Annotated in this window: 12 protein-coding genes and 1 pseudogene; 3 read left to right on the top strand and 10 right to left on the bottom strand. The window is 66.1% G+C overall.

Translation table 11 applies throughout. The features are described 5' to 3' along the window. Positions 1-6: 6 nt before the first annotated feature. Genes phnE through phnC form a run of 3 tightly spaced genes read right to left on the bottom strand, consistent with a single transcriptional unit; the run spans position 7 to position 2,494 of the window. A complete protein-coding gene (phnE, locus tag K2L43_RS08015; RefSeq protein ID WP_066698153.1) occupies positions 7-807 on the bottom strand; it encodes a phosphonate ABC transporter, permease protein PhnE in 801 nt (266 codons plus the stop codon). Beyond that, a complete protein-coding gene (gene phnD, locus K2L43_RS08020; RefSeq protein ID WP_220638824.1) occupies positions 804-1,679 on the bottom strand; it encodes a phosphate/phosphite/phosphonate ABC transporter substrate-binding protein in 876 nt (291 codons plus the stop codon). The genes phnE and phnD overlap by 4 nt, the downstream gene beginning before the upstream one ends. Further along, entirely contained in the window at positions 1,673-2,494 is an 822-nt protein-coding gene (phnC, locus tag K2L43_RS08025) for a phosphonate ABC transporter ATP-binding protein (protein ID WP_015913024.1), read from the bottom strand. Before phnC ends, phnD begins: the two co-directional genes overlap by 7 nt. Positions 2,495-2,683: 189 nt before the next feature. On the opposite strand from phnC, the gene K2L43_RS08030 reads away from it, so the two are divergent. Beyond that, positions 2,684-3,571, top strand: a complete 888-nt coding sequence (locus K2L43_RS08030; RefSeq protein ID WP_220638825.1) for a LysR substrate-binding domain-containing protein — start codon at positions 2,684-2,686, stop codon at positions 3,569-3,571. 156 nt (positions 3,572-3,727) lie between these two features. On the opposite strand, the pseudogene K2L43_RS08035 reads toward K2L43_RS08030, so the two are convergent. From K2L43_RS08035 to dsrO, 4 genes and pseudogenes are all read right to left on the bottom strand, one after another. Further along, positions 3,728-3,837, bottom strand: a pseudogene (locus tag K2L43_RS08035) (transposase domain-containing protein); the annotation flags it as partial. Between the two features lie 287 nt (positions 3,838-4,124). After that, positions 4,125-7,319: a tetrathionate reductase subunit A gene (locus K2L43_RS08040; RefSeq protein ID WP_220638826.1), complete on the bottom strand. Its 3,195-nt coding sequence runs from the start codon at positions 7,317-7,319 to the stop codon at positions 4,125-4,127. A 100-nt stretch (positions 7,320-7,419) separates the two neighbouring features. Next, positions 7,420-8,466: an NrfD/PsrC family molybdoenzyme membrane anchor subunit gene (nrfD, locus tag K2L43_RS08045; RefSeq protein WP_220638827.1), complete on the bottom strand. Its 1,047-nt coding sequence runs from the start codon at positions 8,464-8,466 to the stop codon at positions 7,420-7,422. Between the two features lie 17 nt (positions 8,467-8,483). After that, positions 8,484-9,266, bottom strand: coding sequence for a sulfate reduction electron transfer complex DsrMKJOP subunit DsrO (dsrO, locus tag K2L43_RS08050; protein ID WP_220638828.1), 783 nt, complete (start codon positions 9,264-9,266; stop codon positions 8,484-8,486). A gap of 415 nt (positions 9,267-9,681) precedes the next feature. Between dsrO and K2L43_RS08055 the strand changes: the two genes are divergently transcribed. Next, positions 9,682-10,287: a 2'-5' RNA ligase family protein gene (locus K2L43_RS08055; protein ID WP_172206682.1), complete on the top strand. Its 606-nt coding sequence runs from the start codon at positions 9,682-9,684 to the stop codon at positions 10,285-10,287. A 65-nt stretch (positions 10,288-10,352) separates the two neighbouring features. Here K2L43_RS08055 and putA read toward each other — a convergent pair whose 3' ends face one another. After that, positions 10,353-14,075 (bottom strand): trifunctional transcriptional regulator/proline dehydrogenase/L-glutamate gamma-semialdehyde dehydrogenase, encoded by a 3,723-nt coding sequence (gene putA, locus K2L43_RS08060; RefSeq protein ID WP_220638829.1) that lies wholly within the window; start codon positions 14,073-14,075, stop codon positions 10,353-10,355. Positions 14,076-14,147: 72 nt separating this feature from the next. On the opposite strand from putA, the gene K2L43_RS08065 reads away from it, so the two are divergent. Continuing rightward, positions 14,148-14,627 carry an Lrp/AsnC ligand binding domain-containing protein gene (locus tag K2L43_RS08065; protein WP_011805624.1) on the top strand — a complete coding sequence of 160 codons (480 nt, stop codon included), beginning with the start codon at positions 14,148-14,150 and terminating at the stop codon, positions 14,625-14,627. Between the two features lie 55 nt (positions 14,628-14,682). On the opposite strand, the gene K2L43_RS08070 is transcribed toward K2L43_RS08065, so the two are convergent. Further along, entirely contained in the window at positions 14,683-15,030 is a 348-nt protein-coding gene (locus K2L43_RS08070) for a DUF4148 domain-containing protein (RefSeq protein WP_220638830.1), read from the bottom strand. A gap of 149 nt (positions 15,031-15,179) precedes the next feature. After that, positions 15,180-15,659 (bottom strand): hypothetical protein, encoded by a 480-nt coding sequence (locus tag K2L43_RS08075; RefSeq protein WP_011805622.1) that lies wholly within the window; start codon positions 15,657-15,659, stop codon positions 15,180-15,182. Between the last annotated feature and the right edge of the window lie 18 nt (positions 15,660-15,677).

Raw genomic sequence — 15,677 nt, forward strand, 5'->3', positions numbered from 1 at the left:
CTCTTTCTATTTCAGATGTTTGCGAAGCGCCGACCCAATGCCGTCGACCACGAGCACGCATATGAGGATGGACAGCAAAATGGCGGAGACCTCGTCGTACTTGGTCAGGCGCAGAGCTGCCATGAGTTCGAAGCCAATGCCGCCCGCACCCACGATGCCCATCACTGCCGATGCGCGAAAGTGATATTCCCATCGGTAGATGGTGATGTCCGCCAACTGGGGCAAAACCTGCGGTAACACAGCATGGGTGATGACCTGAAACCGGCTTGCGCCCGCGGCCTTAGCGGCCTCCAGAGGTTTCGGGTCCACGTGCTCTATGGCTTCGGCGTAGAACTTGGCCACCATGCCCGTGGAATGCAGGGCCAACGCCAGCACACCAGGCAATGCCCCAAAGCCCACGGCCGCGACGAACAGAATGCCCAGGATGATTTCAGGCACAGACCGAAATGCAGCCAAGATGGTTCTGACGATTCGCCCAACCACCGCATTCGGCGCGGTGTTGGGCGCCGCCACCAGGGCCAGCGGCAACGACGCCAGAACGGTCAGCGCCGTGCCTGCGATCGACATGGCTAAGGTGTCACGCAATGGAATGACCCAGTGCTCCCAGCGCTCGAAATTCGGCGGCACCATCTCAGAGGCCAACTGCTGAATGGCAGGAGCCCCTTCGATGAAACGCTGCGCGTCAAAGAAACCGGTGACAAACAATGCCAGCGTGCAAACGAGCAGGACTACGCAGGCTGCGCCCAGCCGTCTGAGTCGCCGCTGTCCGTCAATGGCAATGATGGATTCCAAGGCTACCGATGTCATTTCATGCGTCCCAGATCAAGCTTGAGAATTTGTGCGGTGTCACGCAGAACGTCGTAGGCCTTGTCATCGGTCGCGGCAAAGGCCTGCACACGGAATAACTTGAGAATCTCGGCGTCCTTCATCTGAAGAAAGGCGGCTCGGATGGCTTCCTTGAGCTCCGGCGTGAGATTACCTTGCATCGCAATGGGATAGTTCGGAATGGGTGCCGACAGTTCAAGTTGCACAATCTTGTTGGCATCCACCATGCCCTTTGCGATGAGGTTGTCCAGAATGGTTTTTGACAGAGCGCCGGCGGGAACCTGCCCTGCCTGAACAGCTCGGGCCACGGCATCGTGCGTGCCCAGGTGAACGGGGCGGTAGTCAGTCTCGCCGTTCAGTTGGTGGTTTTTAAGCAAGTGCGCGCGCGGTACAAGGTGACCGGACGTCGAAGCCTGATCGCCAAAGCCAAAAGGCTTTCCACGAACGTCAGCCAGGGTCTTGACCGGGCCGCCCGCCGTGGCAATGAGAACCGACTGGTAGGTCGGAGAGCCGCGCTCCACGCCAACGGCAAAAGGCTCAATGTTGGGCGCCTTGGACTTGGCCAGCACGTAAGAGAACGGTCCAAAGTAGGCCACCTCGATGCGGCCAAAGCGCATGGCTTCAATCATCGACGAGTAGTCCGTAGTCACCGTAATCTCTATTTCCTTCTTCAGGGTCTGTTCCAGGTACCGCTTCAGAGGCTGTGCGTTCTGAATGATGGTGGCGGCGTTTTCGTCCGGCAACAGTGCAACGCGAAGCTTGGAAGGATTTTTGCCCTCGGCATGGGCGCCAAGTGGCAACAGGGCGGCCAAAGTGACGGCAGCGATAAATTGGAAACGGCGACGATTCAGCACGGTAAAAACTCCTTGGATTGAGAGGGGGAATCAAATTGACTGCCCATGTTGGCAGGTGACGACTTCGCGTACAGGGCAGACTGGGCTTCTTCCGTCAACTGCGCTGCTGTCCCGTCGAACACCACCTGGCCCTGGCGAAGGCCCACAATGCGGTCGGCGAACATGCGCGCGAGGTTGACTTGATGCAGAGTCACGATGGCCGTGAGTCGGTCTTTCTTGCAGATGTCGTGAAGCAGGGTCAACACACTCTGCGCGGTCGCCGGGTCGAGGCTGGCCACCGGCTCATCGGCCAGCAGCAGGCGGGGCTTTTGCACCAAGGCACGCGCAATGCCAATGCGTTGTTGTTGCCCACCAGACAAGGTGTCTGCCCGTGCTAGGGCTTTCTCAAGCAGGCCTACGCGGTCAATGGCCGCCAGCGCCTCCAGCTTGTCAGCCTTGCTCCAAGGCCACAACGACGCCAGAGATCCGCGGGTGGCGAGCTTGCCCATCAACACATTGGCCAGCACGCTTTGCCGCCCGATCAGGTGGTGCTGCTGGAACACCATGCCGCAGTGGCGCCGATGCTCAAGAAGGTTGCGTTTTGAGACGGTGCCGCCCGGCAGATCGGCCACCGACACCTCTCCGTCTGTGGGGCTAACCAAGCCATTGATGCTGCGCAGCAGCGTTGACTTTCCCGCGCCCGACGCGCCCAGCAGCACAAGGAACGCGCCATGCTGTACCTCCAGCGAGGTGGGCGCAAGCGCCGTGTGACCATCGGCATAGGTCACCGTGATACCCCGCAAGCTCAGATAGCTCTCGCGAATTGCAGTTTTCATAGCTCGGTTTCATTTGTTGTGGTGCGCTAGACGCACACCAGGACTCAAGTGGTCAGAGGTATCTCTCGGGAAAGAGGAGGTTCTGGAAGAAACAGCTTCAGTGGAAGCACAGCTCAAGTCTGGGTGACCAAGGTGTCATGAATATGAAACTTTCATCCCTAAAAATGAGGGCACCCATAGATCACATCAATGTCTGGACTCAGCCTCCTCGCAGCCTTGAAGGCCTTTGACGCAACGGCCCGAGCCGGCAGCATGACCGCTGCCGCGAGAGTGCTCGCTATTCAACAACCGACTGTTTCTTCACACATACAGCGCCTGGAGGTCGACTTCGGCGTGGAGCTTTTTCATCGGCGCGGGCGGCGGCTTGAACTCACGTCCTTTGGACGCACTCTGTTGGACTACACCCGGCGTACCTTCAGTGGCGAGGAAGATGCGCACGCACTGCTCGCTGCTGCGAAAAATCAATACGTAGGGCGACTGGTCATCCATGCCATCGGGCCGCACAACGTGCTGCCCGTGTTGAAGCTGTTCATGAAACAGTTCCCCCAGGTCAACGTGGCTGTTGGCGTAGGCGACTCGCGAACCATCACTGAAAAGATTCTTGACTACCAGGGAGACGTGGGCATGGTGCTCAATCACGTCGCTCACCCAGATCTATTTGGCGCGGCTTACCGTACCCAGCGATTGGTGATATTCGGCAACACCCAACACCCACTCGCGCAACGGGCCACTCTCAAACTGCGTGATCTGCAGGGTCAGAGGTTCGTCATCCGAGAGGAAGGATCGACGACCAGACGCGTGTTTGAACAAGAACTAAAGGAGCGAGGCATTGAGGTTCAGGTTGCGCTTGAGATGGGCAGCCGCGAGTCCGTTCGAGAGGCGGTGGCGGAGGGGCTGGGCCTAGGCGTCGTGGCGGAAACAGCCTACAGGCCAGATCCTCGCCTTGTTAAGTTAACTATTTCAGACACCAGCATGGCGACACAGGTGCACTTCATCTGTAGAAAGGAGCGGCATCAAGCTCCTCTGATCTCGACCTTCCTGGGTTTGGCGCATAGCGTAAGTCAGAAAATTGCCTAGGTATGGAACTTGGATTCCATGCAGCCGTGGGGCATGGGACCGAGGGGCAACTGTTCGCCTGTAGGCCGACTTAAGTTAAGGGTTGTAGGACGCCCGTAATCGCGCGGCGATCCCATCTTGACTGCGGGGCGCGGTCGTGTATCTGAATATGCGCTGTCAGGCTGACTGCCAGCGGTATGGCAGCAGCTCGCCGATCTGGGTGGCGGGCTGCATGGGCAGGCGTGCCATGACATCGCGCAGGTAGGCGTAGGGTCGTGCCCGTTCATGGGGAGACGTGTGCTAGACCATGACTGCAGCTCCCTCGATACCGGTCATCGATGCTGCCGCGCTGCTGGGTGAGCCAATGACAGCTTTGTGCCAGGCACCGTGAACTCAGGTCACGGCCGCGACCGACAGCAACCGCTGCAAAGCAGCCGTTGCTCGTTACAGATCGGACGGCGGCTCAGGGTCGAAAGCCGCCGCTGATAAAAAAAGCCCATCGCAGTTGCGATGAGCTTTTACATTCAAGAGCACCTGCGCCCGCAAGCGCCCGGTGCTCAGCACCCGGCAGGCATCACACCTTCCGCACCTTCACCGGCAACCCCTGCCGCACCACGGCCCCCGACACCCAGTCGATCCACACGTTGTCCTTGGCGGGCCGGGTGGGGTCGGCAAAGCCCAGCGCGTTCAGGTTCACGCCGTTGCCGTGTTGCGGGTTGTGGGCCATGGGCTTGCCGTCCACGGTGTGCACCACCGCGCCCAGCTGCTTGTGGCCGTAGCCATACTCGATGGCCAGGGCGCCCTGGGCGATGCCGCTGCGCACCAGGGCCACGCCCTGCAGCTTGGCGCCGGGGGTGCTGACCTCGATGCGGTCGCCGTTGGCGATGCCCAGCTTGGCCGCATCGTCCTTGTTCAGGCTGATGGGGTTGTGCGGGTGCACCTGGCGCAGGCGCGAGGCGGCAATCGACATGCTGCTCATCAGGTTGGACTTGTAGCTGCTCATGGTCAGCGGCCAGTCCTGCTCGGTGAAGCGTTCGCGCATGCTGCTGCCGTCGGCAAAGCGGGTGGGGAACCAGGTGGGGCAGCCCACGTAGCGCTCGCCGGTCATGGAGTGGCGCATCTTGGCCAGGCCTTCGTGCCACAGCTGCACGGGGAACTTGTAGGCGGCCTTGATCTGCTCGCCCTTCCAGGCGTCCTCGATCTTGTCGAAGCGCCCGCCGCGGCTCATCACCATGGCCACGCGGCGCACTTCCTCGGGCTTGAGGCGCTTTTCCACCTCGGGCATCCAGCGGGTGACGCCAGTCAGGGCGATGTCGTCGTCGCTGGCTTCGGGCACGGGCTTGCCTGCCTGGTAGGCGATGTTGCACATGCCGCGCAGGTAGAAGTCTTCGGCGCTTTCCAGGTCGAGCGGCTCGCCGTCCTTGGTGCTCATCGCGCCCTTGCCAAAGCCGGGCAGCTGCAGCTGCTTGGCCACGGCGAAGACGAAGCTCTCAAAGCTCACCGGCTTGCCGTCGGCGGTCTTGGCGGTGGCGGGCTCCACGGTGGGCCAGCGCACGGTGCTGCTCTTGGCGATCACGTCGGCCCAGGGGGCGCCGATGCCCCAGCTTTCGTAGGTCACGGTGTCGGGCACGATGTAGTCGGCCAGGGCCGAGGTCTCGTTGATGAACGGATCGACCGAGACGAACAGCGGCAGCTTCTTCGGGTCCTTGATGGCGTCCACCAGGGTGTTCTCGAAGCCGCAGATGGCGTACACCGGGTTGCTCATGTGGTTGATCCACGCCTTCACCGGGTAGGGGTAGCCCAGCAGGCCGGCGGCCAGCATTTCGCTGCTCAGGCCCCCGGGCGCCGGGTACCATGGTGCCTTGGCGGGGTAGGGGTTCTGGCCGGCTTCTTTCTTGCGCTTGAACTCGCTGGTCTTCTCGTACGGAAAGCGCGTGCGCGACAGCGCCACGCCCGTGGCTTTGACCGCGCCCTCGAACTGCGCAAAGTTGTAGCGCGGGCCGGGGCCGAAGGGGCCGAACGGGCCGGCGTCCAGCACCCAGCCGCCCTTGACGTTCAGGTTGCCGATCAGGTTGTTGAGCATGGCGATGGCGTAGGCGGTGTAGAAGCCCGCGCCGCTCATGGTGCCGCCGTGCGAGTTGGCCACGGCCTGCTTGCCATGGCTGGTGAATTCGCGCGCCAGGTCCTCGATGTCCTTCACCGGCACGCCGCACAGGTCGGAGTATTCCTGCAGCGTCTTGCGGCGCGCTTCCTCGCGCAGCTTGACAAACGATGTGCACACGGCGATCGGCGCGGGCTCCTCGGTGGCGCCCGCGGCCTTCAGGGGCGTGAACTCGCGTTCCACCACCAGCTCGGCCGGCTGCGCCACGGTGTGGGGCACCAGCTTGAAGCCGCCGTTGCCGTCGGCCACCTGCACCACGTACACGTCTTCGGCCGGGGTTTTCTCGTCCACCGGCTCGGGCATGGGCAGGCCCAGGTCGGCGCCGCGCAGGAACTGGCCGTAGCGCGGGTGCTTGGGGTCGTTGATGAGCAGGTGGGTGGCGTTGCTCCAGCTCGCCTCGCCGGCGGCGGCCATGGCGGCCGGGCCGGGCTGGGTCAGGTACTTGGCGTCGTAGCGCTCGTTGTCGATGATCCAGCGGATCAGCGCCATGGCCAGCGCCAGGTCGGTGGCGGGCTTGATGGGCAGCCAGCGGTTGTTGTCGCCGGCGGCGTGGCTGGACGACATGGGCAGCACGGGCGACACCACCACGTAGCGGTAGGTGTTGTCGTCGCGCGAGCGGGCCTCGGCCAGCTCGCGCCCCATGCGCTGGAACGGGTTGCCCGCCTGCGCGGGTGCGGTGCCCAGGAACAGGCCGAAGCGCGAGTTCTTCCAGTCCGGCTTGCCGTGCGGCATGCCGGGGATGTTGCCCAGGGCCGCCGCCGTGCCCACGCGGTAGGTCTGGCCGCAGTAGGCGCCGTGGTTGGACACGTTGACCGTGCCGAAGGACTGGCGCGCAAAGCGGTTGATGAGCGGGGTGCGGCCTTCGTTGGAGGCGTCGGTCACCAGCAGCTGGTTGGCCTTGGGGCCGTACTCGGGGTTCTCGGGGTCGATCAGCGTCTGCACGTCGCGGATGGCGGCCAGGCCGTCCACGTGGCCTTCGCCGAACAGGTCGCCGCCCTCGCAGATTTCCTTGACCAGCTGTTCCAGCGAGATGCTTTTCCACTGGCCGGAGCCGCGCGGGCCCACGCGCTTGAGCGGGGTGAGCACGCGGTGGGCCGCAGTCTGGTGCTCCAGCATGGCCGAGCCGCGCGCGCAGCTGGTGGCGCGGCCCTCCAGGCCGTTGTCGCCGCCCAGCAGGGCGTACACCTCGCGCACGGGCGTTTCCATGGGTGCGTGGTGCGTGGTGGCCAGCGGGTGGTAGGGGTTGCCGGCGATGCGGATGATTTTGTTGTGCTCGGTGTCCACGCGCACACGCACGCCGCACTGCGTCCAGCAGCCCAGGCAGCTGCTGGGGCTGACCACCTGGCCCGGCTGGGTGGTGAGCTGGCCGGTCACGGGGTCGATGCGGAACTCGGGCGTGAGCGAATTGCCACGCGTGGCGCTCTTGGTGGCAGTGCCCGAGGTGCCGGTCACCAGCCCCTTGGCGCCCTTGGCCACGGTTTCGCCGTAGCCTGCGGCAAAGGCCGCCAGGCCACCGGCCACCGCGCCGCCGCGCAGCAGCAGGCGGCGGCGGTTGGCGTCGGGGTGGGCCTCGGTCTCGGGAGAGGAATGCGGTTTCTTGTCAGTCATGGTCTGTACCTTCAAGGGCAGCGCCAGCGGGTATCACTTCAGTATTGATAGCTGCTCGCGCTTGCTGATATTGCGTTAAAGGCCGATTTGTCTATGAATTTCAGGCGGCGGTGGCCGTGGGTGCCTGGCGGGCCGGGAACAGCTCCAGCGCCCAGCTCGCCAGCCCGACCAGTGCCACGCACAGGCCTGCCACACCCACCATGCCCAGCAGCCCGTCGCCGCCCAGGGGCATGTGGTACAGGTACAGGCCCGCGCCGAACTTGGGCACGCCCTGCACGCCCATGAACAGCGCCCAACGGAAGGCCCAGGCGGCGGCCGCCAGACCCAGGCCCAGCACCAGCGTGTAGCCCTTGGCCTGCAGGCGGTGGCGCCCGCGCAGCAGCGCCCCCAGCACGGCGGCACCACCAATGGCCGAGCCGACCATCGTCAGGCGCCACACGGGGAAGTCGTTCCACAAACGCAGTGCGGCGTTGAACGAGGGGCTGTCGCCGCCCAAGCCGCTCGCGGCCCAGGCCAGCGCCACCACCAGCAGCGCGCCGGCCAGCGCCAGGCCCATGCCGCGCAGCGTCTGCAGCGCTTCAGCGCCAGGGCGCAGCGCGGCGGGCAGGAAGCGCTCCAGCACGAAGGCCGCGCCCACGGTGGCCAGCCAGCCTGTCAGCGCCAGGTTGACGGGCACCCACAGCGTGTTCCACAGCGGGCGCGAGCGCACCACCATCATCTCGGCGCCGGTATAGACCGAAATGGTGAGCGCCGAGAGCACGAGCAGCGGCGCCAGCAGGCGCATCCAGCCGGTCTTGCCCAGCCACCAGGCGGCGCACATGGCCACGCTGAGCGTGACGAACACCGGCAGCAGCAGCGCGCCGACCGACATCCACGACCAGGGCGTGAAGTGCGCATAGAAGTGCCAGAAGCGCGCGGGCTGGTGCAGGTCGGCCAGCAGCGACACGGGGGCGGCAATGCTGCTGACGGCCAGCGTCAGCACGGCCGCGGGCAGCAGGCGCTGCAGCGTGCCGCCGTCTTTGCCCCAGGCGCAGAGCGCAGCCAGGATGGCGGCGCCGGTGGCCACGCCGACCAGGAAGAAGTACTGCACCGCCCAGGGCAGCCAGGCCGCCTCGTAGTGCGGGGTCAGGAGTTCGATGATTTGCATGGTGCGCTCCTTGGGGTTCAGTGGTCGGACAGCAGGCGCACGCTGGCCTGGCCGTCTACGCCGTTGACGAACTCATCCGGCAGGCCGATGTAGTACACGCGCGGCGCAGTGTTCATGCCGGGCTTGAGCACCTTGAGGTCTTCCTTGTGTTCGGCCATGCGGCGGTTGATCTCGCTGCCCTGGTCATTCAGGTCACCAATGACGCGCGCGCCGCCCACGCAGCTCTCCACGCAGGCGGGCAGCAGGCCGGCCTCCAGGCGGTGCTCGCAGAAGGTGCACTTGTCGGCGGTCTGCGTCTCGTGGTTGATGAAGCGCGCGTCGTACGGGCAGGCCTGCACGCAGTAGCCGCAGCCCACGCAGCGCTCGTTGTCCACCAGCACGATGCCGTCGGTGCGCTGGAAGGTGGCCTGCACCGGGCACACGGGCACGCAGGGCGGCTCCTCGCAGTGGTTGCACAGACGCGGCAGGCTGACCATGGCGGGCGCGCTGCCGTCATCCTTGTCGATCTCGTACTGCAGCACCGTGGTGCGGAACTGGCCGATGGGCGGCTGGTTTTCCACCGAGCAGCTCACCGTGCAGGCCTGGCAGCCGATGCACTTGCGCAAATCCACCAGCATGCCAAAGCGCTTGCCCTCCATGCCGGGGCGGCGCGGCGGCTGGCCCGGCGCGAAGGGTGTGGCGGCCTGGCTGGCGCCGGCCAGGCCAAAGGCGGTGGCCAGGCCGACGAGTTCTTGCAGGAAGGTGCGCTTGCCGGGTTGCGGCGCGGCGCAGGCGGTGGGGGAGGGGGTACTTTTTGACATAAATACCTTTGAATATTTACTGCGTAGATGCATTATTCTCCCCGCATCTCGATTATCTATTTGATTAACGTCAAATGACTTCGTTGATATTCTTATTGGATTATTTTGGTTAAACTTTTTTATTTTATTAATTGAAAATTAATGAAATATTAAATAATCCCGAGCAATTGCGTATGGAATGTGGAGGGGCTGCAAACGTCTGTGCGTGCGGGTTCCGGGCCCCGCGGGAAATCAGCCTTCTGGGCTTGGGATACGAATGCCATCCTGGGTACCAAAATCCGAAAATTGCCGATGAATGGGCGGTGAGGCGATGTGCCTCAATTGCCGCCATTCCGATTAAAAATATCGGTTATTGCCCGCGCCGGCGGAGTGCCTGTTACCCACAAAGGCAAGGGGCGGCGCTACAGTGGGACGCATGGACGCTCACCAACTGCCGCTCGCCGGCGTGGAGCCCGATGCGCCACGCCCCAACCACCATCTTTTCTTTGCCGTGCTGCCCGAGCCCGGAGCGGCGCAGGCTGCGGCCGATCTGGCGCAGACGCTGATTGCGCGGCACGACCTGCAGGCGCAGGTGCGCGCGCAGCGCCTGCACGCCACGCTGCTGTCGCTGGGGTGGGAGCCTGCGCTGTCGCCCCGGCATCTGCAGTGGGCGCGCGACGCGGCGCAGCAGGTGCGGGCGAGGGCGTTCTCGCTGCGGTTCGATCGGGTGTTGAGCTTTCGCCGCGCGCCGCAGGCCAAGCGGCCCTGCGTGCTCTGCGGCCCCGCCGACGGGCAGCAGGGCTTCATCGCGTTGTACGAGGCGCTGCACACGGCGCTGTGGTCGCAGGTGCGGGGGCTGGACGGCGTGCCCCATGCGCCGCACATCACCCCGCACATGACGCTGTGCTACAGCCGCCAGGCCGCGCCCGAGCAACCCGTGCCGCCGCTGGAATGGACGGTGCGCCGCTTCGTGCTGTTGCACAACCTGCGCGGCTCGCCCGGCCCTTACGAGGTGCTGGGCGAGTGGCCGCTGGCGGATTGATTGCTATTGTTTATATAGCTGTTGGCGCTTGATGGATAAGCGCTAGAGGCCAATTTACTCTGGCATCACGCCATGGTCATCAGGCTGGCATTGCCGCCTGCCGCCGTGGTGTTGATGCTGACCGCGCGCTCCAGCAACAGGCGCAGGGGCGCCTGCAGCGCATCGGCGGCGCCGTCCACCGCCGTCACGCCCACGATGGGGCCGGGGCGCAGGGCCACGCGCTGGCATTCCACGCGGCGCGTTTCCGGGCTGCCGCTGTGCAGCACGGCGTCGTAGCCCAGGCCATCGCCGCGCCAGTCGGACACCAGGGCGATGCGCGCCTGCACCTCGCTCGGCAGCGTGGCGCACAGGGCCTGCGCGTCCTGCGGCCAGAGCGCAAGCGCGCCCGCGGCCAGCACCGCGCTCAACTGCAGCAGCAGCGCCTCGTCCGTGTCGGCCAGGCACAGCACGCGTTCGCGCGGCAGCAGCCGATAGGTGTTGCGCTCGCCGGTGGGGCCGGGCAGGGTGCAGGCCAGGCCCGCGCAACTGGCCTGCGCCTGGGCCGCGCAGGCCTGTGCCAGCGCTGCGTTGCCTTGCGCATGGGCCCAGTGCTCCAGCGCCGACAGCGGGGCGAGCAGCGCGGGCTGTGCGCTGGCGTCGGGCACCTGCACGGCCGTCGCCGCCAGCGCGCCGTGCGTGGCGTTGGCCGGGTGGCGCGACAGCAGGCGCAACAGATACAGCGGGCCGCCTGCCTTGGGGCCCGTGCCCGACAGGCCCTCGCCGCCGAAAGGCTGCACGCCGACCACGGCGCCCACCATGTTGCGGTTCACATAGACGTTGCCGGCCGTGCTGTGGGCCAGCACCTGGGCCACGGTTTCGTCGATGCGGGTGTGCAGGCCCTGGGTGAGGCCGTAGCCCGTGGCGCTGATCTGCGCGAGCAGCGCGTCCAGCTCGCCGCGCTCGTAGCGCACCACGTGCAGCACGGGGCCGAAGACCTCGCGCTCCAGCTCGGTGATGCTGTTCAGCTCGATCAGCGTGGGCGGCACGAAGGTGCCATGCGCCGTGCCCTGCCCACCGGCATGGCTTTGGAACACCGGCCGGCCGCTGGCGCGCAGGCGCTCGATGTGGCGCGCGATCGTGGCGCGCGCCTCCTCGTCGATCACCGGGCCTACGTCCACCGCCAGTTGCGTGGGGTTGCCCATGTGCAGTTCCTGCATGGCGCCGCGCAGCATCTCCAGCAGCCGGTCCGCGCAGTCGCGCTGCACGCACAGCACGCGCAGGGCGGAGCAGCGCTGGCCCGCGCTGTCGAAGGCCGAAGTGAGCACGTCCGCGACCACCTGCTCCAGCAGGGCGGAGGAGTCCACGACCATGGCGTTTTGCCCGCCTGTCTCCGCAATCAGCGGAATGGGCCGGCCGCTGGCGTCCAGCCGTGCGGCCAGGCTGCGCTGCAGCAGCCGCGCCACCTCGGTGGAGCCGGTGAACATCACGCCCATCACGCGCGCGTCGCCCACCAGCGCCGCGCCCACCGTCTCGCCGCGGCCGGGCAGCAGCTGCACGGCGGCGGCAGGCACGCCGGCCTGGTGCAGCAGGCGCACGGCCTGGCAGGCAATGAGGGGCGTCTGCTCTGCCGGCTTGGCCAGCACCACGTTGCCCGCGGCCAGTGCGGCGGCCACCTGCCCCATGAAGATGGCCAGCGGGAAGTTCCAGGGGCTGATGCAGGTGACCGGCCCCAGCGGCGGGTGGGTGGCGTTGTCGAAGTGCCCATCCACCTGCGCCGCGTAATAGCGCAGGAAGTCCACCGCCTCGCGCACCTCGGCCACGGCGTTGGCGCAGGTCTTGCCGGCTTCGCGCATCAGCAGGGCCAGCAGGGCGGGCATATCGCGTTCCAGCCCATCGGCCGCGGCGCGCAGCAGCCGTGCACGTTCTGCGGGTGGCGTGGCAGCCCAGGCGGGCTGCGCCGCGGCGGCAGCCCGCAGCGCGGCGTCCACATCGGCGGTGGTGGCTTCTTGCACCTGCCCGACCACATCGGTGGCATCGGCAGGGTTGCGCACCGGGGCGCGCGGGCCGGCGGGAGCGCCGGCGGCGATGAGGGGTGTGGCTTCCAGCGGCGTGGCGGCGCTGGCGGCCAGCGCGTCGGCCACGCACTGCAGCGTGGGCTCGGCCGCCAGGTCCAGGCCCTGCGAATTGGCACGCGCCGGGCCGTAGAGCTGCGGGGGCAGCGCGATGCGCGGGTGCGGCAGGCCGGTGGCACCTTCGGCGCGGGCCTCGGCATCCACCGTGTCCACGGGGTTGTCGATCAGCGCCTCCAGCGGCAGCGTGGCGTCGGCCACGCGGTTCACGAACGAGGTGTTGGCGCCGTTTTCCAGCAGGCGGCGCACCAGGTACGCCAGCAGCGTTTCATGCGTACCCACCGGGGCGTAGATGCGGCAGGGGCGCTCGGGCACCACCTGCTCGTACAGCGGCTCGCCCATGCCGTGCAGGCACTGGAACTCGTACTGGCCGGGGCGATAGTCCGCGGGGCCCGCCAGCTCATAGATGGTGGCCAGCGTCTGCGCGTTGTGCGTGGCGAACTGGGGGTACACCGCGTCGGGTGCGCCCAGCAGCTTGCGTGCGCAGGCGATGTAGGAAATATCGGTGTGCGCCTTGCGCGTGTACACGGGGTAGTCCGCCAGGCCATCGACCTGGGCGCGCTTGATCTCGCTGTCCCAGTACGCGCCCTTGACCAGCCGGATCATCAGGCGGTGGCCGCTGCGGCGCGCCAGATCGATGCAGTAGTCGATCACGCGCGGGCAGCGCTTCTGGTAGGCCTGGATCACGAAGCCGATGCCCTTGAAACCCGCGAGGGACGGCGCATGGCACAGGCGCTCCAGCAGGTCCAGCGACAGTTCCAGCCGGTCGGCCTCTTCGGCGTCGATGTTCAGGCCGATGTCGTAGCCGTGCGCCAGTTCCGCCAGTTGCAGCACGCGCGGGTACAGCTCGTCCATCACGCGCTGCCACTGCGCGCGTGCGTAGCGCGGGTGCAGCGCGCTGAGCTTGATGGAAATGCCGGGCCCTTCGTACACGCCGCGGCCCGCGCTGGCGCGGCCGATGGCGTGGATGGCATCCACATAGGACTGCATGTAGCGATCGGCGTCGTGCCCCGTGAGCGCGGCCTCGCCCAGCATGTCGTAGGAATAGCGAAAGCCCCGTGCCTCCAGGGTGCGCGCCTTGCCCAGCGCCTGTTCGATGGTCTCGCCGGTGACGAACTGCTCGCCCATCATGCGCATGGCGACGTCCACGCCCTTGCGGATCAGCGGCTCTCCGCCGCGTGCGGTGATGCGGCGCAGCGCATCCTTCAAGCCCCCTTCGCTGTGCGTGGTCACCAGCCGTCCGGTGAGCAGCAGGCCCCAGGTGGCCGCATTGACGAACAGCGACGGGCTCTTGCCCAGGTGCGCGGCCCAGTCGCCCGTACCGATCTTGTCGCGGATCAGCGCGTCGCGCGTGGCCGCGTCGGGAATGCGCAGCAGCGCTTCGGCCAGGCACATCAGCGCCACGCCTTCTTGCGAGGACAGCGCGAACTGCTGCAGCAGCCCCTGTACCAGGCCGGACCGCCCGCTGGCATGTTCGCGCTGGCGCAGCCCTTGCGCCAGGCGCAGGGCACGCGCCTGGATGTCCTGCGCCATGGCAGCGGGCAGGCGCGCCTGCGCCAGCAGCGGCGCCAGTGCCTCAGGCTCGGGCGGACGGCAAGCCTGGGTGACCGCCAGGCGCAGCGGGTCGGTGTCGCGGGGGCGAGGGGAAAAGTGGGCGGCGTGGGGGGCGGCGTTTGTCATGGGGTCGCATCATCCTTGGGTGAATGGCGAATGAATCACTAAAATCGGCAAGCACCACCGAATTTTTGCTCAATGACCGGCCAATTTCCCACTGATCTGGATCGCATCGATCGCAGGATATTGAAGATCCTGCAAGACGATGGGCGCATCTCCAACCTCAAGCTGGCAGAGACCGTGGCGCTGTCGCCCACTGCCGTGCTCGCGCGGGTGCAGCGGCTCACGCGCGAAGGCTACATCCTGGGGTATGAGGCGCGGCTCAATCCCCTCAAGCTGGGCGCGGGCATGCTGGTGTTCGTGGAGGTGCTGCTGGACCGCACCACGCCCAACGTGTTCGACCAGTTCAAGGCCGCGGTGCAGGTGCATCCCGAGGTCATGGAATGCCACATGGTGGCCGGCGGTTTCGACTACCTGCTCAAGACGCGCTGCGCCGATATGAATGCCTACCGCCAGTTCGCCGGCGCCGTGTTGTGGCAGTTGCCCGGCGTGCGCGAGACGCGCACCTACGCGGTGATGGAAGAGGTCAAGCACTCCAACCACCTGTACCTGGGTTGAAGCCCTTCGGTACGGAAGACGCAACGCCCGCGTCGTGCGGGCGTTGTGTTTCCCATCAGCCCGCCGGGTACAGCGATGGGCGTTGCCTGTGTTGTGCCGATGTTTCGTTGCGCATCGCATCGATCACCTGCTGGCGGGTCCTGGTCGAAGTCGTTGAGGGTGCCGGTTCCGGAAAGCTGCTTTGCCCATAGGACAGGCGGTCCTGTCGCACTGCGGTCTCGGTTTCTGCCCTGACTTGCTCACGGGTCCGATCACTCTTGAAGTGCTCGGGGTGAACGACCACGCCCGCTTCGTTGTTGGCAGGGTGCCAGTAGCCAGCAGATGCCATCGTTGGCAGACCGAGTGCTGCGACGGCAGCCACGCTTGCGATCACGGAGAAAAGGGGAAGTCGACGACCCGTCATGTTCAATATCCTGTGTTGGTTTGCCGGAGCGTGCATATCCCGCCCTTGCGCAGGGGGGCGCAAAGGGGCGCTCACAGCAGATGAATGCTTGGAAGGGGCTGGCATGCACCGGGGTGTGCAGCCCCCCTCCGGTACTTGCGGTGTGCCCCTTAGTGGGACAGCGGGATGGCCTTCCAGCCGCTGTGGCTGAAGTACTTGCCGTAGGCATTGGAGGCCTGGGCCACCTTGACCACGCCCTCGGCGCGCTTGTCCTCGCCGTGCTTGCCTTGCGCGGCCTCGGCACCGGCCATCAGGTCGGCCACGATGATGTGCAGCTGTGCATCGGCGGCGGGCGGCAGCTTGCAGTTCTCCACCATGTAGGCGACCTGCTGGTTGACGGTGTTGGCGAAGGCGTCGTAATCGGCCGGAGTGGCCTTGCCCGAGTGGGCGGCGGGCAGGATCTGCGTGACCGATCCGCGCACGGCCGTCATGGCCTTGCGTAGCGGCGCGTCGGTTTCCCACTTCTTGCCGGCGTTGAGCTGCAGTTGGTGGGTTTCGGCACTGCCGCCATGGTTGTGTGCGTCGGCGGCGTAAACGGCCAGCGGGGATGCCAGGGCGGCGGACAGCAGCAGTGCGGTGAAGGTGTTCATGAGAATGCTCCGTTGAAA

Origin of the sequence: Diaphorobacter sp. MNS-0, assembly GCF_019602835.1 — a bacterium.
Lineage (GTDB): Bacteria > Pseudomonadota > Gammaproteobacteria > Burkholderiales > Burkholderiaceae_C > Diaphorobacter > Diaphorobacter nitroreducens.